The sequence below is a fragment of the Streptomyces sp. SID13031 genome, from assembly GCF_010548305.1.
Taxonomy (GTDB): domain Bacteria; phylum Actinomycetota; class Actinomycetes; order Propionibacteriales; family Kribbellaceae; genus Kribbella.
This window is the reverse complement of the sequence record NZ_JAAGLV010000013.1, coordinates 100,208-119,644: the sequence shown is the minus strand read 5'-3', so window position 1 is coordinate 119,644 and position 19,437 is coordinate 100,208. Positions and strand designations below refer to the sequence as shown.

Here is a 19,437-nt window from a genome sequence, read left to right as displayed (position 1 = left end):
GGTAGCCGCCACCAGACTGCTGATGGCGGCTACCCCTTCGTTCAGCCGAACTGACCGGCCACGTAATCACCAGCCGGCTGCTGGATGATGACATTCATCCGGTTGAAGGTGTTGATCAGGGCGATCTGGGCCACCAGAGCGAGGAGCTGCTCCTCGTCGTAGTGCTTCGCCGCGTTCGCCCAGACCTCGTCGCTCACGCCGCCCGCGGCATCCGCGATCCGGGTGCCCTCCTCGGCCAGCTCGAGCGCGGCCCGCTCGGCCTCGGTGAAGCAGGTCGCCTCCCGCCAGGCGGCGACCAGGTTGAGCCGCTGCTGCGACTCACCGGCGGCGATCGCGTCCTTGATGTGCATGTCAGTACAGAAGCCGCACCCGTTGATCTGGCTGCAGCGCAGATTCACCAGTTCCAGGGTCGTGTACGGCAGCGACGTCCCCGCGACAACGCGGGCGGCGGAGACGAGGTGCTTCGTGAGCTTGTCGGCGATCGGGTTGCCGAAGACGTTCAAACGGGCATCCATGGCTGGACTCCTCTGTCGTTTTTTGTGCCTACGCAGTTACGACACGCGAGCCCGGCGATCTGTGACTTCACCCGGCGTGACCTACGTCTCGCCGGGGCGGAAGGGGGTGAATTCGGCCGTTTGGCCGACATCCACAAGCTGAGACAATTTGGTGGACAGCGGTAGTACGGCTTGTACTGATCAGCGAGTCCTGCACCGGATGTGAACCAGAAGGGTCCCCACGGCGTCGGATAAGAGTAGGTAAAACTCTGACCGAAAGGACGAGCCGGCTGATGGTGATGTCGTACCACGGTCGTAGACTCGCGACGCTGAACATCCACCCCAGAACCGATGCGACGGCTCGTTGCCGGAAACAACAATGACGGATATGAACCTGGTCCAGAGTCCGGCTCGTCCCTGCGTGGGACTGGCCGAGACGGTCATCGACCTGTCGGTCGTCAGGGACAACGTAAAGACGCTGAGCAAGCGGATCCGGCCGGGCACCGAGATCATGGCGATCGTCAAGGCCGACGGCTTCAACCACGGCGCGGCCCAGATCGCCACGGCCGCGATCGAGGCGGGCGCGACCTGGCTCGGCGTCGCCCGTGCCGAGGAGGCGCTGCAGCTGCGCGCCGCCGGGCTGACCGAGCCGATCATGATCTGGCTGTACGACGCCTCCGAGCTGCTGCTGCTCAAGGACATCGATGTGAGCGTGTCCACGGTCGCCGAGCTCCAGCAGATCGCCTCGGCCCCGAATGTGCACAACGTGCACCTCAAGCTGGACACCGGCATGCACCGCGGCGGCAGCGCGCCCGACCAGTGGATCGAGCTGACCCGGACCGCGGCCCACTACGAGGCGCTCGGCACGCTCAGGATCCGCGGTATCTGGTCCCACCTGTCCCACGGTGACGAGCCGGACGCGTCGCACAGCACCAGGCAGCTCCAGCTCCTGCGCACCGGCGTCGCCCTGGCCCGCCGCGCCGGTCTCACCCCCGACTTCGTGCACCTGGCGAACTCCTCCGGCGCGCTCACCCTGGACGCGCCGGACTGCAACATGGTCCGGATCGGCGCCGGCCTGTTCGGTATCGACGAGGTCGACGCCGGCCTGCGGCAGCCGATGCAGTTCGTCACCAAGGTCGTCCAGGTCCGCCGGATCCGCGCCGGCGAGGGCGTCTCGTACGGCCATGACTTCATCGCCGAGCGTGACACCACGGTCGCGCTGATCCCGATCGGGTACGCCGACGGCGTGCCGCGGATCGCCGGCGCCCAGGCGAGCGTGCTCGTCCGGGGCGTCCGGCTGCCCGTGGTCGGCCGGATCACGATGGACCAGTTCGTCGTCGACGCGGGCGACCTGCCGATCGAGGTAGGTACGCCGGTGATCGTCTTCGGCAACGGTGACGCCGGTGAGCCGACGGCCGCCGACTGGGCCGACTGGGCCGGAACCATTCCCCATGAAATCTACTGCGGGCTCGGCACACGGGTCCCGCGTCGTTACGTCGAAGGGACCCAGCGGTGAAGGTCGTCGTGATCAGTGGCGGTGCCAGCCCGGAGCACGAGGTGTCACTCGCCAGCGGGCGAGGCATCCTCGAGGCCGCGGAGCAGGCGGGACACGAAGTCGTCTCGCTGGAGCTGGACGCCGAGGGCCACTGGAAGGACGGCAACACCGCAGCGATCACGGCGCTGCTGGACACCGATGTAGTGATCCCCGCCCTCCACGGCGAGGGCGGGGAGGACGGCGTCATCCAGGGCTTCCTGGACCAGCTGCACGTCCGGTACGTCGGCAGCGGGGTGGCCGCGAGCGCGGTCGGCCTCGACAAGCACCTGACCAAGGCCGTACTGCGTGACCAGGGCATCCCGGTGACGCCGGGCATCACCGTGCGCGGCGCGGATCTCCACGACGCCGAGGCAGTCGTCCAGCGACTCAAGGCGGCAGGCCTGCAGTTCCCCGTCTTCGTGAAGCCGGGCAGCGGCGGCTCGAGCTTCGGGGTCACCCGGGCCACCGACCTGCAGACTCTGACGGCCGCGCTGGCCACGGCGGCCGAGCTGGACCCGCACGTCCTGGTCGAGCAGGAGATCCAGGGTCGCGAGATCGACCTGTCGGTGATGGAGTTCCCCGACGGCCGGATCGAGGTTGCGCCGGCGCTGGAGATCCACGCCGATCCGGACCAGCCCTTTTTCAACGCGGCCGCCAAGTACAACAGCGGCGCCACCAAGTTCGTCGTACCGGCTCCGCTGGACCCCGAGCTGGCCGAGCGGCTCAAGCAGACGTCGCTGGAGGTGTTCGACGCACTCGGCTGCCAGGGACTGGCCCGGGTCGACTTCTTCGTCCCGGCCGACGGCAAGCCGCTGGTCAACGAGATCAACACCTTCCCCGGTTTCACCGCGATGTCGCAGTTCCCGCGGATGTGGGCGGCGGCCGGCCTGTCCTACTCCCAGGTGATCGACAATCTGGTCGTCACAGCCGCGGCGAAGAAGGTCTGATGACCGTCCTGCTGAGCGACGAGCGGATCACCCGGATCCCCGCGATCGACAGCGGCGAACCGCTCGTCGACCTCTTCACCCGCGGGATCTCCACCGTGGGCCGCCAGTTCGTCCGGGAGAGCCTGGCCGACCGGCTCGCGGTCGCCGACACCTTCCTGCCGACCGGCATTCGCCTGCACGTGGTCGAGGGGCTGCGCGCGATCGAGAGCCAGCAGGAGATCTACGACGGCTACAAGGCCGAGCTGTTCACGCTCAACCCGGGCATCTCCGACGAAGAGGCCCACGTGCTGGCCAGCCGGTTCGTCTCACCGGTCGAGGTCGCCCCGCACGTGGCCGGCGCGGCGGTCGACCTGACCCTGATCGGCGAGCACGGCCCGTTCGACCTCGGTACGCCGATCGACGCGACCCCCGAGCAGAGCAACGGCGCCTGCTTCTTCGCAGCCACCAACATCAGCCGCGAGGCGCGCACCAACCGCGAACTGCTCGCCGATGTGCTCAGCTCCGCCGGTCTGGTGAACTACCCGACCGAGTGGTGGCACTGGTCCTTCGGCGACCGCTACTGGGCCTTCGTGGAGGAGCGGGAGCACGCGATCTACGGTCCGGCGAAGTATGACGAATCGACGGCGCTGGTAGTCAGCGAGAGTTGATAGTTCCTGCCTATCGCGTCATAGGCAGGTTTGCTTTGACCCGGAGGTAACCGCCCGGGACAGTCGTTGCATGACGACCGAAGTCATGCCCCCCGCCCCCGTCCCGGTTCCCGGGCGTGCCGACCGCGTGCGCGAGATCGCCGCCGAACTGCGCGGTCTGCGCGGCGCTCTGATCCCGATCCTGCATGCGGTGCAGGAAGACCTCGGGTACGTCGACCAGACCGACCTCCCCGTGATCGCCGACGTGCTGAACCTGTCGGTCGCCGAGGTCCATGGCGTCGTCACCTTCTACCGCGACTTCCGGCGCGAACCGGCGGGCCGGACGACGGTACGGATCTGCCAGGCCGAGGCGTGTCGCTCGGTCGGCGCGGAGGAGCTCGCCGCGCAGGCGAAACGGCGTACCGGGGTCGGTTTCGGGGAGACCACGTACGACGGGAAGCTGACCGTCGACGAGGTGTTCTGCCTCGGCAACTGTGCTCTCGGGCCGGCCGTCCAGGTGGGCGACAAGCTGCACGGCCGGGTCACGCCGGCCCGCCTCGATGCGCTCCTCGGGGAGGCACGATGAGAGTCTTCGTACCCCGCGATGCAGCCGCCCGATCCGTTGGAGCGGACGAGGTTGCCGAGCGGATCGCCGCGGCGGCGACAGCGAGCGGTCTCGAGATCGAGATCGTCCGCAACGGCTCCCGCGGCATGCTCTGGCTGGAGCCTCTGGTCGAGGTCGAGACGGCGCAGGGACGCGTCGGCTACGGGCCGGTTGCTCCGGAAGACGTCGACGGGCTCGTCGCGGGCGGCCTGTTCGAGGGTGTCGGCGCCAAACTCGGGCTGGTCGAGGAACTCCCCTGGATGAAGCGCCAGCAGCGACTGACCTTCGCGCGGGTCGGCGTGATCGATCCGCGCTCGGGCGACGACCACGCGGAAAACCAAGGAAACAAGGGGCTTCGAGCCGCGCTCGCGCTGTCACCGGCCGACGTGGTCGAGGAGGTCATCGCGAGTGGTCTGCGGGGCCGTGGCGGCGCCGGCTTCCCGACCGGGATCAAATGGCGCACGGTGCTCGGCGCGGAATCCGACCTCAAGTTCGTCTGCTGCAACGCCGACGAGGGCGACTCGGGCACCTTCGCCGACCGGATGCTGATCGAGGGCGACCCGTTCACGCTGATCGAGGGTATGACGATCGCCGCGTACGCCGTCGGCGCCACCGAGGGTTACGTGTACCTGCGCTCGGAGTACCCGGACGCCGTCGAGGCGCTGAACGCCGCGATCCGGACCGCCCGCGACCGCGGCTGGCTCGGCCAGAACCTCCTCGGCTCAGGCTTGAACTTCGACTTACATGTAAGGGTTGGTGCAGGCGCTTATATTTGCGGTGAAGAAACCTCGATGCTGGAAAGCCTCGAAGGCAAGCGCGGGATGGTCCGGGCGAAACCCCCGATCCCTGCCCTGGAAGGGCTCTTCGGCCGACCGACGGTCGTCAACAATGTGTTGTCACTGGCAACGATCCCGACCATCCTGGCGAACGGCGCGGCCACCTACGCCGGCTTCGGGATGGGCCGGTCGCTCGGCACGAACGTCTTCCAGCTCGGCGGCAACATCGCCCGCGGCGGCATCGTCGAGACCGCCTTCGGCATCACCCTCGGCGAGCTCGTGGACGACCTCGGCGGTGGTACGGCGTCCGGCCGGCCGACCAGAGCCGTCCAGGTGGGTGGGCCACTGGGGGCCTACCTGCCGGTCGAGCAGTTCGGCCTGCCGATGGACTACGAGGCGTTCGCGGCGGCCGGGGCGATGGTCGGGCACGGCGGCATCGTGGTGTTCGACGAGACCGTCGACATGGCCGCGATGGCCCGGTTCGCCTTCGAGTTCTGCGCGGAGGAGTCCTGCGGCAAGTGCACGCCGTGCCGGGTCGGCGCGGTCCGCGGGGTCGAGACGATCGACCGGATCCGCCGCGGCGAGGACCGCAAGCAGAACCTCGTCCTGCTCGACGACCTGTGCGACCTGATGACCGACGGCTCGCTCTGCGCGATGGGCGGGCTCACCCCGCTCCCCGTCCGCAGCGCCGTCCGCCACTTCGGAGAGGACTTCTCATGACCCTGCTCAAGGAACCAGACTTCGGTACACCGGCGCGCGACGGCGAGGCGACCGTCGAGCTGACCATCGACGGGGTGAGCGTCGCCGTTCCACCCGGTACTTCGGTGATGCGGGCCGCCAAACAGGCCGGGCTCGACATCCCCAAGCTCTGCGCCACCGACAGCCTGGAAGCGTTCGGCTCCTGCCGGCTCTGCATCGTCGAGATCGACGGCGCCCGCGGAACTCCAGCCTCCTGTACTACGCCCGTCGCCCCCGGCATGGTCGTCCGTACCCAGAACGAGAAGCTGGGCAAGCTGCGCCGGGGCGTGATGGAGCTCTACGTCTCCGATCACCCGCTCGACTGCCTGACCTGCTCGGCCAATGGCGACTGCGAGTTGCAGGACATGGCCGGGGTCACCGGGCTCCGCGAAGTACGGTACGGCTCTGGTGTGGACGCCGGCGCGAACCACCTGGACGCGCCGACCGACAGCTCCAACCCGTACTTCGACTTCGACGCCTCCAAGTGCATCGCGTGCTCGCGCTGCGTCCGCGCGTGCGACGAGGTGCAGGGCACGCTGGCGCTCACGATCGAAGGGCGTGGCTTCGACTCCAAGGTCGCCGCCGGCGCTGGCGTCTCCTTCATGGAGTCGGACTGCGTCTCGTGTGGCGCGTGCGTTCAGGCGTGCCCAACGGCAACCCTGCAAGAGAAAACCGTCATCGAGCTCGGCATGCCGACCCGCTCCGTCATCACCACCTGCGCGTACTGCGGCGTCGGGTGCTCCTTCAAGGCCGAGCTGCGCGGTGACGAGCTGGTCCGGATGGTGCCTTACAAGGACGGCGGCGCGAACGAGGGCCACTCGTGCGTGAAGGGCCGGTTCGCCTTCGGGTACGCCAGCCACCCGGACCGCGTGACGGAGCCGATGGTCCGCGACGCGATCACGGATCCGTGGCGAAAGGTCTCCTGGGAAGAGGCGATCGGCTTCACGGCTCGCCGGTTGCGCGAGATCCAGGCGACCCACGGGCAAGGCTCGATCGGCGCGATCACCTCGTCGCGGACGACCAACGAAGAGGTGTACGTGGTCCAGAAGATGGTCCGGGCCGTCTTCGGCAACAACAACGTCGACACCTGCGCGCGGGTCTGTCACTCGCCCACGGGGTACGGCCTGAAGCAGACCTTCGGCGAGTCGGCCGGCACCCAGGACTTCAAGTCGGTCGAGAAGTCCGACGTGATCCTGCTGATCGGCGCCAACCCGACCGACGGGCACCCGGTGTTCGCGTCCCGGATGAAGAAGCGGCTGCGGCAGGGCGCCCGGCTGATCGTCGTCGACCCGCGCCGGATCGACCTGGTCCGGTCGCCGCACATCGAGGCGGCCCACCACCTGCAGCTCGCACCGGGGACGAACGTCGCGGTGGTGAACGCCCTCGCGCACGTCATCGTCACCGAAGGCCTGGTGGATCGGGACTTCGTCACCGAGCGGTGTGAGGACTTCGGCCAGTGGGAATCGTTCATCGCGCAGCCCGAGCACAGCCCGGAGGCGATCTCCGAGGTGACCGGGATCCCGGCCGAGGAGTTGCGGGCCGCCGCCCGCCTCTTCGCCACGGGAGGCAACGGCGCGATCTACTACGGGCTGGGCGTCACCGAGCACAGCCAGGGTTCGACCACCGTGATGGCGATGGCGAACCTCGCGATGGCGACCGGCAACATCGGCCGCCGTGGCGTCGGGGTGAACCCGTTGCGTGGACAGAACAACGTGCAGGGTGCTTGTGACATGGGCTCCTTCCCGCATGAGCTGCCGGGGTACCGGCATGTATCGGATGACGGCGCTCGCGACGTCTACCAGCAGCTCTGGGGTACGCCGCTGCTGAACGAGCCGGGGCTGCGGATTCCCAACATGTTCGACGCCGCGATCGACGGGTCCTTCCGGGCACTGTTCGTGCAGGGTGAGGACATCGCGCAGTCGGACCCGAACACCGCGCACGTGTTCGCGGCGCTCGGCGCGCTCGACCTGCTCGTCGTCCAGGACCTGTTCGAGAACGAGACGGCGAAGTGGGCGCACGTGCTGCTGCCGGGAACGTCGTTCCTGGAAAAGAACGGCACCTTCACCAACGCGGAGCGGCGGATCAACCGGGTCCGGCCGGTGATGGCGCCGCAGACGGGGAAGCAGGAATGGCAGATCATCTGCGAGATCGCGCAGGCGATGGGCTACCCGATGCACTACGACTCGGCCAGCCAGATCATGGACGAGATCGCACTCACCACCCCGACGTTCATGGGGGTCTCGTTCAAGAAGCTCGACGAGGTCGGCTCGGTCCAGTGGCCGTGCAACCTGGAGCACCCGAACGGGACGCCGATCATGCACGAGGAGGAGTTCACCCGTGGCAAGGGACGGTTCATGGAGACCGTCTACGTGCCGACGTCGGAGCGGTCGACGCGGAAGTACCCGTTGATCCTGACGACCGGGCGGATCCTTTCGCAGTACAACGTCGGGGCACAGACTCGGCGTACCGCGAATGTGGCCTGGCATCCCGAGGACATCCTCGAACTGCATCCGCACGACGCGGAGGTGCGCGGGATCGTGGACGGCTCGATGGTCGCGCTGTCCAGCCGGGTCGGGCGGACCAAACTGAAGGCGAAGCTGTCGGACCGGATGCCGATCGGCGTCTGCTACACCACGTTCCATCACCCGGTGACGGGGGCGAACGTGATCACCACCGACAACTCGGACTGGGCGACCAACTGCCCGGAGTACAAGGTCACCGCCGTGCAGGTGGATCTGCTCGTCGAGCCGGTCGCCACGACCGCCGTACGAGAGGCGGTGCCGGTCCGATGAGTGTGCCGACGATTCCGCCGTCGGTGCGGTTGGCGAACGAGATCGCCCGGCAGTTCGAGCACAAGCCGCCCGCTGATGCGGCCACGGCCATCGCGAATCACATCAAGGTGGTCTGGGATCCGCGGATGAAGCGGGCCCTGGTCGACTATGTTGATGCGGGCGCCGACGACCTCGCTCCGGTGGCTATCCTGGCCGCCGATCAAGTCCGAGCGACCTTGCAGTGACCCAGGTCGAAGACGAGATCGCGCACGTCAGAGATGTGCTGGCGCTGGGTGACAGTGAGGTGGCGCAAGTCGACGACGAGACGGTGCGGGCTGCGAGGCGGCATGCTGCGGCTGCGTTGCCCTGGGACGTTGCCCGGGAGTTGGCGCACGCGGCAGCCACACCGCTGCCACCGCGCCGACTCCCACTGGCCGATGCCGTCGGCTGCGTCCTCGCCACCCCACTCGTCTCCCCGGTCGCCGTGCCCCCAGTGGACCGCGCGGCAATGGACGGGTACGCCGTACGCGGGCCCGGCCCGTGGCGGGTCGTAGGAGCCGTCCGCGCCGGCTCTCCCCTCGCCGCCCCTCTCCAAGACGCCCAGGCCTACACAATCGTCACCGGTGCAGCCGTCCCGCCTGGTACTACCGCAGTACTCCCCGACGAGCAGGCAACTCGTCTAGCTGACGAGGTCGCCGGCCCCGCCGAGCCCGGCCGCCACATCCGCCGAGCAGGCGAGGAATGCACGGCCGGCGAACTGCTGCTCCCTGCGGGAACGGTAGTAGAACCACAGGTGCTGGGCCTGGCCGCCACTCTCGGCCTGGACCGCCTCTCCGTCATCCCCAAACCACGGGTAGTCGCGCTGATCACCGGCGACGAACTGGTCCACCAAGGCGCCTCCGCCCCCGGCCGAATCCGCGACGCCATCGGCCCGATGTTGCCGACCTTGATCGCGAGGTCCGGAGCGGTACCCACAGCTGTAGTGCACGTGCCGGACTCCAGGGAAGCATTGGTGGCCGCCCTGGCCAGCGCTGAAGCCGAAGTGATTCTGGTGTCCGGTTCATCGGCCTCCGGACCTGCTGATCACCTTCGCGGTGCTCTAGCCGCACTTGGTGCTGAGTTGATTGTGGATGGCGTCGCCTGTCGTCCGGGGCATCCTCAGGCGTTGGCTCGCTTCCCGGAGGGGCGGCTGGTTGTCGGGTTGCCGGGGAATCCGTTGGCTGCGTTGACGGCGTTTCTCACCTTGGGGGTTGCCGCCATCAGGCGGTTGCGGGGCGAGGAGCTGGATCGGCTCGCGGTGGCGCCGGTGCCTGGTGGGCTGGCGTGTCATCCGCGCAGTACCCAGCTGGTACCGGTGCGGGTGACCCCGCAGGGCGCAGTACCGGTTGGTCATGGCGGGTCGGCAATGTTGCGGGGTGCTGCGGCGGCGGATGCGTTCGCGGTGATCGAGCCCGGCCCGGCGGAAGCGATCGCGGCCAGGATGTTGCCACTCGATCCGGGGCTGCGGCCATGGGGCAGGCCCGGCCTGTTGCCTTAGGCGACTTTTTGGGCTCGCGGCTCCCGGGGAGCCCGGTCGGGATCACCACGAAGGGCCGATTACGCTGCCGGCGGCTGCTTCCGCTGCCCAGAGCCTGCGGGTGGCGTCGACGTCCAGACTGCCCCTCAGGGGCGACCCGGGCGGTGACCCTCCACCTCCGGCGAATGAACTCGCCAGCACGGCGACGATCAGGAGCGGCAGCAGCAGGGTCCGAACAAGCATCGCCCACGGCGCCCAGAAGCCCAGCCGGCCACCGTCCTTCAGCCGGACGAGCTGCGTACCGGTCAGCACGGCTCCCAGGGCCCGGCCGTTGCCGTAGAACAACCCGTACACCAGGGGAACCCCGAACACCAGCCCGGTAGAGGCCAGCAACCACATCCCGTTGCCGAAGTCCACCTGGCGGTCCACCAGTGCCAGGGCAACTATCCCTGTCCCCACACCGAACAAGACCACCACGAAGTCCACCATCCAGGCCAGGGCCAGCGCCCACCCGCCTGCGCCCACAAACCGGCGACCGTCCCCGAGCGGAGCGACTCGCTTGGCAACCTCCGTCCCTAGGACGCTCACCGGATCCACATATCTAGCCGCACCGCCCACCGGCGCGGCAGACGCAATGGATTTACGCATACGGAGAGGTCCTCCAGGGAAGGCGAGTACTCGAGATGGTGGACTCTACAAACCGCCGACGTCGCGACGCTGCCCGTACTCCGCCCGTACTGCCCGGGGCCCTGGTAGCGGGCCGCGGCCCTCGGAGCACGTAGGGTTATCGCCGTGCCCGGACGGCCGCAGGAGGACGCGCCCGGCACCGGGCATGCCCAGAGTCTCGCCTTCGGTGAGTTGCTGCGGAAGCTTCGCCTGGACGCCGGAGTGACCCAACAGGAGCTCGCAGACCGGGCCGGTCTCAGCGCCGGAGCGATCCGGGACCTGGAACAGGGCAGGACCAGAAGCCCGAAGCGGGACTCGATCGAGGCCATCGCCGCCGCGCTGAAGCTGAGTGGTCAGGATGCAGGGAAGCTCCACACCGCAGCAAAGGCGCACCGATCCGCCACCGCTGCGATCCCTGCCGGGCCCTCTGCCGCAGCCGGAGCCCTGCGGATCGGTGTCCTCGGCCCGATCGAGGTCTGGCACGGCGACGTCCCGGTGCCCATCAACTCCGGTCCACAACGCACCTTGCTGGCCCGGCTCGCCCTCGGCGCCGGTACGCCGGTCAGTCAGGACGAACTCATCGATCTCCTCTGGCCGCGCGCCGTACCCGGAAACGCGAACAATCTGCTGCACACCCGTGTCGCCAGGCTGCGACGGCTGGTGGAGCCCGGCGAGCCGGCCAACCAGGTGGTCGTCGGCGGCCCCACCGGGTACAGGCTCGCAGTGAGCGCCGGCAACCTCGACCTGCTGAGGTTCCGCGATCTCACGACTCAGGCGGCGAGCGACGAACCGGAGGCGGCGTTGGCCAAGCTCTCCGACGCCGTCGCGCTGTGGCGCGGCGACACCGATGTGGAGTCGGTGGCCGCCAGCCCGCTCTCTATCGCGATCTCCACCGAGTATGCCGCCGCCGTCCGGACCTTCGCGAAGTTGGCGCGTGATCTCGGCAAGCCGGAACTGGCACTGAAACCACTGCGAGACCTGACCACCCGGCACGAACTGGACGAGCCACTGCACCTCGAGCTGATCCAGACCTTGGCGGCGGCGGACCGGCAGGCCGAGGCCCTCGCGGCGTACGACCGGATCCGGTCCGCGCTCGCCGGCCAGCTCGGCATCGACCCAGGCGGGCGGATCCGCGCGGTTCACCTTGAGGTGCTGCGCCGGCAGAGCGGGGCTCCAGCGCAACCAGCGGAGCGAGTGGTCATCCAGCAAGCTCCGTCCGCACCGCCGGACTTCGTCGGACGCGCGGACGAGCTGGCGCTGATCTGTACGACCCTCGGCCGGCCTGGCGCGCTTTCTTCCCGAATCGTCTTGATCAACGGCATCGCGGGGGTCGGTAAGACCGCCTTGGCCCTGACCGCCGCGCACCGCCTCCGCGCCGAGTATCCGGACGGGCAGCTCTACGCCGACCTGCGCGGCAGCGACGCGACCACACCGGCACCGATCCAGGTGCTCAGCCGCTTTCTCCACGCGCTCGGGGTGCCTGGCCGGCGGATCGGCACTGACGAGACCGAAGCAGCCGCACTGCTCCGCAGCGAGCTCGCCGAGCGCCGCATGCTGGTACTGCTCGACAACGCGCAGGACGCGGCTCAGGTACGACCGCTACTGCCGGGCGCCGGGCGCAGCGACGTGATCGTGACCAGCCGACGGCGACTGCCGGACCTCGCCACCGCCGGCGTCGTGAACCTCGAGCCGCTCACCCGCGACGACGCTGTTCTGCTGATCACCTCCACTGCGAGAACGCATCGGCTCGAAGCCGACCCCGAAGGCGTGATCGCGCTCGCGGAAGCGTGCGCCCGGCTCCCGCTCGCGCTTCGCATCGCCAGCGCGCGGCTCGCCACCCGGCCGCAGTGGACGGTCGCGGACCTGGCCCGCCGTCTGGACGACGGCAACCGGCGACTCACCGAGCTCAGCCTTGGCGAGTCCAGCGTGCTCAACAGCTTCCAGCTCAGCTACGCCGACCTCAGCTCCGATGCCCAGCGCGCCTTCCGGCTGTGCAGCCTGCACCCTGGCGACGACTTCAGTGCCGACAGCACCGGGATTCTGCTCGGGATGTCGACGGCCGCGGCCGATCGAGTCCTGGAAGACCTCCTCGAGGCGAACATGCTCCTGCAGCACACGAAGAACCGCTACCGGTTCCACGATCTGCTCGGCCTCTACTCCCGTCGGCTTGTCGCCGAAGACACCGAAGGAGAAGCCGCACGGACCCGGCTGTATTCCTGGTACGCCGAAGCGGCGACGGCCGCGATGAACTGGGCCTATCCGCAACTCCTGCGGCTCAGCGCGCACCCCGAACCGGCCAGTTTCTTCAGCACGGAAGGCGCCGCGCTCGACTGGCTCGACGACGAGCTCCCCGCCTTGCTGGCGGTGGTGAAGGATACGGCGCAGTCCGGCGACCGGTCACTGTCGTGGCGGATCATCGACCAGGTCCGGGGGTACTTCGTGATTCGCCGGGATGCCCACGGTTGGCTACCGGCGGCACAGGCCGGGCTGACTGCCGCCACCGCGGCCGGGAACGACATCGCGCGGATCGCGATGCTGATCAACCGCGGCCAGGCGTTTGGGGCGGTTGGCCTGGACGAGGACGCACTCTCAGACGGTCTCGCCGGCCATGCCCTCGCGGTGGCCGTCGGCTGGACCACAGCCGCCGCCTATCTGGCCCACGAGGTCGGGTGGCTCCAGATGGAGCGGGGCAAGCTCGTCGACGCCGACCCGTGGATGCGCCGCGCCCTGGACCTGACCGAGGATGAGCAGCACGGCCACGTTCGTGCCGTCGCGCTCAACGGTCTCGGGATGACGCGTCTGTACCAAGGCGAGCTTCAGGAGGCAGCCGACCTGTTCGGTTCCGCGCTGCGGATCAACGAGAGCGGCTGGGAGGCATCGATGCTCGCCGTCCGCGGCAACCTGGCGAGCGCCTTGCGACAGCTGGGTCAGGCCGACCAGGCGGCCGACCTGCTCAGCGACGTACTGGCCGCCTACCGGCGTCGATCGCATTTCCGCGGAGAGGTGTCCACGCTGGACGAACTCGCCCGGCTGAACAGCCAGCGCGGTGATGGATCGGCCGCGCTGCGAGCGGCACTGCGGGCACACCATCTCGCGATCGTGGTCCGCGACAGAAAGGCCATGGCACAAACTGCCGCGACAGTGGCACAGGCCCACCTCACGCTCGGCGACGCCCCTGCCGCGATCGAGTGGATCGAAGACTGCCTCACGATCGCGCGCGGCGCCTATCCGTACATCGAGGCAGAGGCACTGCTCGCCTTGGCCACCGCGCGACGCAGCACCGGCGACGCGATGGCGGCGACCGACGCCGCCCAGCAGGCTGCGTCGATCGCCGGATCCTGCGGATTCCGCCTGCTCGAAGTACAGGCCACGACCGCCCTACTCTGCAAGGGAGCCCGAGCCACCGGTTAGACCACGCCCTGCTGCCGCTCGATCCGGGTGTGCGCCCGTGGGGCACCCTGACTCTTGCGGCGACGGGTCAGGGCAAGCGTCACGACCGAGACGTCGATGGTCAGGACGCCGAGGGAGAACGCGATACTGCCGAGGCGATGGTCGTCGAGGCCGAGGAGTGCGGTGGTACCGGCAAGGATGGAGAGCGCGTATGCCTTCACCGGCTCGGTCCCCGGTCGGCGGTAGGTCTTCAGGAGCGTCGGCATTGCAGCAGCCACGTCGGCCAGAACGGCGAAGAGCAGCGCCCACTGCGGTGAAGTCGTCACCTGCCACAGCACCAGCCCGATCGCCGCACAGCCCGCGCAGACCAGGTCGAAAGCAGTCAGCCGGGCCGAGAAAGCGTTGCGGGCCAAGGCGATCCCGAGAATCAGGATTGGCCCGAGCGCGTACGACATCGTGAACCAGGCGGCCGCTCCCCGGCCGTCAAGGTGCTGAGCGATCCCGCCGATCAACGGCGTCGACGCCCAGCAGCACCAAGTGACGAGGTTCGGCCGCGCCGTCCGCCGGTACACCGCGACGGCGTACGCGAGGATGCCCAGCAGTCGCAACGTAACGGCCAGCGTCAGGAGCACCATGCAGACCGGTACGTCGAAGCCGGGCCGAGCGGTTCGAACTCGTCCGCGCGACGCCTACGCCGAGCGGCGGAACTGACGGGCGACCCGCCAGAGCATCTTCGGTGCGAGCAGTGACTCCGGGCCTGCCAGCAGGTTCGCCACTCGGAGGAACTGCAGGCCGAGGACCGGATCCGCCGCCGCGGCGCGGTGCAGGTGGCCGATGTAGGCGTTGAGGATCCTCTGCAGAGGCGTCCGCGGTCCCTCCACCTCGGGAAAGCGGAGATCAGCGCTCGTGGACAGCTCCCAGGCCGGTCCGAGGAGCTTGCCGGCCCCGCGGAAGTACCGGTTGGTCAGGCCGTCCGTACCGTTCTCCAGGCACTTGCCCAACCACTGCGCGGTCAGCGCCGCCACGGTCATGCCCTGCCCGTAGGCGGGATTGAAGCAGCACAGCGAGTCGCCGGTCGCGATGAAGCCTTCGGGCAGCCGGTCGCACTTCTCGTACCGGCGGCGGACGCTCGGGCCGATCCGGAACAGCACCGGGTCGGTCAGCGGTTCGGCCTTCCGGACCAGCCGGTGCAACTCGGGCCCGTCGAGCCTCGCCGCATAGTCCTCGAACGCGCCCGGCTCGGCGGGTGGCGGATCGTCCGTGAAGCCGACGAGGGTGACCAGCCAGCGGTTGTCCTCGTTGGCGGCCGCTCCGCAACCGACCGGGTTGGCCGGGTAGTGCCCACTGATGATGCCAGTGAAGTCCTGCGCCTCGGGATCACGCCGGTACTGCCTTGTGCTGTAGACGATGCCGGCCTTCACGGCGTCCTCAGGAGCGGCGGCGTAGCCGAGATCCGCCAGCCACGCGGGTCCACGATTGCTTCTGCCGGTGGCATCGACGACCACGTCGGCCGCATACTCACCGTCCTCGGTCCGTACTCCGGTCAGCCGGTGACCGTCCGTTGTCAGGCCGGTGACGGCGACTCCGTCCAGCACCTTGATCGTGGGCACCGCGGTCACCAACTCACGGAGTACAGACTCGATCAGCGGGCGGCTCGCATTCAGCCCGCCCAGCGGCGACGGCGCCCGGCGCATCAAGCGGCCGTCGTTGTACCAGAGCACGTCGTTGAGGAGGTCACCGCTGACCGCGCCGCGGGCGATCAGCTCGGCGCGGTAGCCGGGCACCAGCTCGTCGAACACCTGCAGGCCGCGCGCGAGGAAGCCATGGGCATGCCTGCTCTGCGGCGTTCCTTTGCGGTGCGCGGCCGGATCGGACAGCTCGTCCCGATCGATGACGAGCACCTCGCTGTACCACCTGCTCAGCACCCGTGCTGCGAGTAATCCGGCGATGCTTCCCCCGATGACAACGGCCCGATTCTCCATTGCTCCAGGGTTTCCCCGCGGACCGCGCCGACGCCCGCGCTATCGGGCACTCCCTGGGCCCTCATTCGCGGGCCCAGAGTCGGGCCCAGAGTCGGGCCCAGAGTCAGACCGCCTGGTCTTGGTCCTGCGCCGCGGAGGAGGGTGCGACCCACAAGGTGTCAGCGGTGCCGCGGTCTAGGTGGTCGGTGTAGATGTCGACCTTGTAGGTGATCACCCGCAGGCACTCGGTGAGCTCCTCGATCTGGGCGGCCACGGCCTCCTGATGGCTCTTGAGCAGAGCGAGCCGGTCCGCTTCGTTGCCGGCGCCCTGCCGGACCAGATCCGTGTACCGCCGGATGGTGTCCAGCGGCATACCCGACGAGCGGAACTTGATGCACATGTCCAGCCAGTCGACGTCGTCCTCGCTGTAGACCCGGCGCCCGTTGCCCTCCCGGCGGACCGGGTCGGCGAGGATGCCCTCCCGCTCGTAGAAGCGCAGCGCGTGCACGCTCAGCCCCGTGCGCTCGGAGACCTGCCCGATGCTCATTCCGTCAGCCATGCCGCTCACCTTAGCCCGCACCTAGAGTCAGCTCTAGGAAATTTTCAGTCCTTCCAGAGCTTCGAGCGCCAGCTGGACGTCGGCCCGGGTCGAGTAGATGTGGAACGAGGCGCGCAGATTGCCACCCCGGACCGCGGCCCGTACTCCGGCCGCCGCGAACGCCTCCTCGGCGCCTGGCATCGCCGCACTGACGATCGCCGAGTCGCCGGGTGGCAGGCCGATCCCGGCGCGGAACTCGTTCGCGAGCGCGAGGTTGTGCTCGTGGATGGTCCCGACGCCGAGCTGCTCGATCAACTCGAGCGCCGGTGCCGCGCCCACGAAGCTGAACCAGGCCGGCGACTGGTCGAATCGGCGGGCATCCGTGGCCAGCTCCATCTGCGGTCCGTAGTACGACGAGCTGGCCGTCTGACCGGCGTACCAGCCCGCGTGCAGCGGGCGGCAGCGCTCCTGCAGGCGGGGTGAGAGGTACCCGAGGGTCGCGCCGCGCGGCGACATCAACCACTTGTACGTATGCGCGATCAGCGCGTCGACGCCGGTCACGTCGAGCGGCAGCCAGCCTGCCGCCTGGCTCGCATCGATCACCAGCAAGGCGTCGATTTCCTTGCACGCGGCAACTACCTTGCCGAGGTCCAGTACCATCCCGGTGGCGGACTGGACCGCGCTGACTGCGACGAGGTCGATGCCCGGCCGGATCGCGTCGAGAAGCTTGTCGGTACTCGCGGCGACCACCTCGATGCCGCGGTCGGCGTGCACCATCCACGGGTAGACGTTCGAGGTGAACTCGATGTCGTCGACGAGCACCCGCGACCCGTCCGGCAACGCGGCCGCGATCGGGGAGACCGCCGCCGACACCGTGCTGCCGACGAACACGTCCGCGACGTCAGCGCCGACCAGCCTGGCGAACGACGCCCGCGAGCGCGTGGTCGACTCGTCCCACGGCTCCCAGCTGGTCGCACCGACCTGCCAGTCGCGCAGAACCGCCTGCAGCGCCTCCCAAGCGGGCCGCGGCGGCAGCCCGTACGAAGCAGTGTTGAGCCAGCCCGGCTGGGGATCCCACAAGTTCGAGCTGTCGACCGTCATCCAGGCACTCCCCTGCTTGCGAATTGGTGGGACAGGTAATTCGACCACGAAGGAAGCCCTGACCGCCGGGACTGCGTTGTTCATCACGGCGTATGCGGTTCAGCGGTTCAGTCGGGTGCCCGCCGGGCTGAGGACGTGCCAGGTGCCCTTCAGTCCTTCGCCCAGGACGTCGCCGGGCTTCTTGTCCTTGGCGAAGCGGTAGAGGGGCCAGCCGCCGAGGGTTGCCTGGATGTCCTTGTCGGGGCGGACCAAGGTGCCGACCTTGGCCTGGCTCACGCCTGCTCCGGCGACTATGCCCGCCTTCTTGACGTAGACGGGTTTCCAGGCGGCAAGGCAGGCCTTGCTCACACAGACCGACTTCGACGGGTTCTTGCTGTCCAGCACGGACAGATAGAGCGTGAAGCCCTCTGCGTCGACGGCGACCAGGCCGAGTTTCGTAGTACCGGCCTTGATCACTACTGGTTCTTCTACCGGCACTGCCGGTTTGACGGCCTTTGAAGGTGGCGGCGCACTGGGCGCCGAGGTAGCAGGTGGTGGTGGTTGGGCGACGACTGGTGGAGCGGTGGTGGCGACATTGCCTACTGCGGGACTGAGTGCTGCCACCGCGACGGTCGCGCCGATCACCCACAGCATGGTCGGCAGGCTCTTCAACATCAGTTGCTCCCCTACGCCTGGAAGATCGCGCCGTCGCGCTGCTTGACGGCGACCGCCGGCAGCGGAGCCTTCGCCGGTCCGGCAACCCGTTCGCCGGTAGTGGCGTCGAACTTGCTGCCATGGCACGCGCAGTTGATCGTGCCATCGCCGACCTCGGTCACCACGCAGCCCTGGTGGGTGCAGATCGCAGAGAACGCGCAGATCTTGCCACTCGCGTCCTTGGTGAGTACGAGGCTCTGCTCCTTGAGGATCACCCCGCCCCCGGCCGGGATGTCAGCCACCTTGGCCAGCGCGGCCGGCCCGGGCTCGGCAGCAGTCGTCCCCTGTGAGACTGGCGCCTTGCTGGTGGGCTGGGAAGCAGTGGTCGGTGGTGCCTGCTGGACGATGCATCCAGTCAGTACTGCGGTAGTCGCCGCGCCTCCGGCGAGCAGGACCGCTCTGCGTTCGATCATCTTCTTGTCTCCTGTTCGCATCAACGGAGTGGGACGCCGGATTGGGCGAAGTACCAGACGGCGGCCGTGGCCCAGGCACCGATCAGCAGGGCGAACAGCAGCCCGCCGGAGATCGGTAGTGCCCAGCTCGGCATCTTGTTCGCCCGCAGTGCGAGCATCTTGGTCGTGAAGGCTCCGTAGAAGGCGCAGCCGAACAGCGAGTGCAACGCCGTCCTGGTGTCGAAGGTGCTGAAGCCGAGACTCCACAGGCAGTGGTACGCGACCGGCAGTGTCGCAACGAACGCCACCGCTCCACTCCACCGATGCAGCTGCGACAGCACGGCCGGCGCCTTGCGCTTCACCGGCAGACGCCCGTACATCCACAGCGCTGACACCACTTGGAAGATCACCAGTACTACGGCCGCTGTCGCCAGCCAGGCCTTCATCGGCGTGAGATTCGTGAATCCCACGATCAACGCCAGCGGGCGGCCGGTCGGCGTGTGGGCCTTCCCGTAGAACCCCAGCGCCACCGCCACCAGCGCTCCGGCGACGGCGAATCCCAGCAACAGAAGGACTCCCCGCCCTGCCGACTGTTTACCCGGCGGTGCAACCACGTCCGTACTCATGTCCCCTCCAGCGGCTCGTATGAGGGCTATACGTCCCAGCCGCCCGACCGGTTCAACGGAACCG

General features: G+C 68.6%; 18 protein-coding genes. 9 read left to right on the top strand and 9 right to left on the bottom strand.

Going from position 1 to position 19,437, the window contains the following annotated elements; translation table 11 throughout:
• Positions 1-41 precede the first annotated feature (41 nt).
• Positions 42-515 carry a carboxymuconolactone decarboxylase family protein gene (locus G3I17_RS25275; RefSeq protein ID WP_164600079.1) on the bottom strand — a complete coding sequence of 158 codons (474 nt, stop codon included), beginning with the start codon at positions 513-515 and terminating at the stop codon, positions 42-44.
• A gap of 367 nt (positions 516-882) precedes the next feature.
• Here G3I17_RS25275 and alr point away from each other — a divergent pair, with 367 nt between their 5' ends.
• The 8 genes from alr (at position 883) to G3I17_RS25235 (ending at position 10,027) form a co-directional block, all read left to right on the top strand.
• Positions 883-2,010 (top strand): alanine racemase, encoded by a 1,128-nt coding sequence (gene alr / locus G3I17_RS25270; protein WP_164600078.1) that lies wholly within the window; start codon positions 883-885, stop codon positions 2,008-2,010.
• On the top strand, positions 2,007-2,975 hold the full coding sequence (locus G3I17_RS25265) for a D-alanine--D-alanine ligase family protein (RefSeq protein WP_203590720.1): 969 nt from the start codon (positions 2,007-2,009) through the stop codon (positions 2,973-2,975). The genes alr and G3I17_RS25265 overlap by 4 nt, the downstream gene beginning before the upstream one ends.
• Positions 2,975-3,622 carry a M15 family metallopeptidase gene (locus G3I17_RS25260; RefSeq protein WP_164600077.1) on the top strand — a complete coding sequence of 216 codons (648 nt, stop codon included), beginning with the start codon at positions 2,975-2,977 and terminating at the stop codon, positions 3,620-3,622. Before G3I17_RS25265 ends, G3I17_RS25260 begins: the two co-directional genes overlap by 1 nt.
• 70 nt (positions 3,623-3,692) lie before the next feature.
• Positions 3,693-4,187 (top strand): NAD(P)H-dependent oxidoreductase subunit E, encoded by a 495-nt coding sequence (locus G3I17_RS25255; RefSeq protein ID WP_239062885.1) that lies wholly within the window; start codon positions 3,693-3,695, stop codon positions 4,185-4,187.
• Complete coding sequence (locus tag G3I17_RS25250; RefSeq protein WP_164600076.1) at positions 4,184-5,701, top strand: formate dehydrogenase beta subunit; 1,518 nt, start codon at positions 4,184-4,186, stop codon at positions 5,699-5,701. Before G3I17_RS25255 ends, G3I17_RS25250 begins: the two co-directional genes overlap by 4 nt.
• Positions 5,698-8,511: a formate dehydrogenase subunit alpha gene (gene fdhF / locus G3I17_RS25245; RefSeq protein WP_164600075.1), complete on the top strand. Its 2,814-nt coding sequence runs from the start codon at positions 5,698-5,700 to the stop codon at positions 8,509-8,511. The genes G3I17_RS25250 and fdhF overlap by 4 nt, the downstream gene beginning before the upstream one ends.
• A complete protein-coding gene (locus G3I17_RS25240) occupies positions 8,508-8,735 on the top strand; it encodes a formate dehydrogenase subunit delta (protein ID WP_164600074.1) in 228 nt (75 codons plus the stop codon). The genes fdhF and G3I17_RS25240 overlap by 4 nt, the downstream gene beginning before the upstream one ends.
• Entirely contained in the window at positions 8,732-10,027 is a 1,296-nt protein-coding gene (locus tag G3I17_RS25235) for a molybdopterin molybdotransferase MoeA (protein ID WP_343238405.1), read from the top strand. The genes G3I17_RS25240 and G3I17_RS25235 overlap by 4 nt, the downstream gene beginning before the upstream one ends.
• A 42-nt stretch (positions 10,028-10,069) precedes the next feature.
• Here the strand turns inward: G3I17_RS25235 and G3I17_RS25230 are convergent, their stop codons facing one another.
• Complete coding sequence (locus G3I17_RS25230; protein ID WP_164600073.1) at positions 10,070-10,654, bottom strand: RDD family protein; 585 nt, start codon at positions 10,652-10,654, stop codon at positions 10,070-10,072.
• A gap of 144 nt (positions 10,655-10,798) precedes the next feature.
• Here G3I17_RS25230 and G3I17_RS25225 point away from each other — a divergent pair, with 144 nt between their 5' ends.
• On the top strand, positions 10,799-14,083 hold the full coding sequence (locus tag G3I17_RS25225) for a BTAD domain-containing putative transcriptional regulator (protein ID WP_164600072.1): 3,285 nt from the start codon (positions 10,799-10,801) through the stop codon (positions 14,081-14,083).
• Here G3I17_RS25225 and G3I17_RS25220 read toward each other — a convergent pair.
• From G3I17_RS25220 to G3I17_RS25190, 7 genes are all read right to left on the bottom strand, one after another.
• Positions 14,080-14,697, bottom strand: coding sequence for a hypothetical protein (locus G3I17_RS25220; protein WP_164600071.1), 618 nt, complete (start codon positions 14,695-14,697; stop codon positions 14,080-14,082). The two genes, G3I17_RS25225 and G3I17_RS25220, sit on opposite strands and share 4 nt — an antisense overlap.
• Before the next feature lie 54 nt (positions 14,698-14,751).
• Entirely contained in the window at positions 14,752-16,044 is a 1,293-nt protein-coding gene (locus G3I17_RS25215) for a hypothetical protein (RefSeq protein ID WP_164600070.1), read from the bottom strand.
• Positions 16,045-16,147: 103 nt separating this feature from the next.
• Positions 16,148-16,582 carry a MerR family transcriptional regulator gene (locus G3I17_RS25210; RefSeq protein WP_164600069.1) on the bottom strand — a complete coding sequence of 145 codons (435 nt, stop codon included), beginning with the start codon at positions 16,580-16,582 and terminating at the stop codon, positions 16,148-16,150.
• Positions 16,583-16,615: 33 nt separating this feature from the next.
• Positions 16,616-17,662: an aminotransferase class V-fold PLP-dependent enzyme gene (locus tag G3I17_RS25205; RefSeq protein ID WP_164600068.1), complete on the bottom strand. Its 1,047-nt coding sequence runs from the start codon at positions 17,660-17,662 to the stop codon at positions 16,616-16,618.
• Positions 17,663-17,761: 99 nt separating this feature from the next.
• Complete coding sequence (locus G3I17_RS25200; protein WP_164600067.1) at positions 17,762-18,316, bottom strand: hypothetical protein; 555 nt, start codon at positions 18,314-18,316, stop codon at positions 17,762-17,764.
• Between the two features lie 11 nt (positions 18,317-18,327).
• Positions 18,328-18,768 carry a Rieske (2Fe-2S) protein gene (locus G3I17_RS25195; RefSeq protein WP_164600066.1) on the bottom strand — a complete coding sequence of 147 codons (441 nt, stop codon included), beginning with the start codon at positions 18,766-18,768 and terminating at the stop codon, positions 18,328-18,330.
• 20 nt (positions 18,769-18,788) lie between these two features.
• Positions 18,789-19,373, bottom strand: coding sequence for a DUF6529 family protein (locus G3I17_RS25190; protein WP_164600065.1), 585 nt, complete (start codon positions 19,371-19,373; stop codon positions 18,789-18,791).
• Positions 19,374-19,437: the final 64 nt, after the last annotated feature.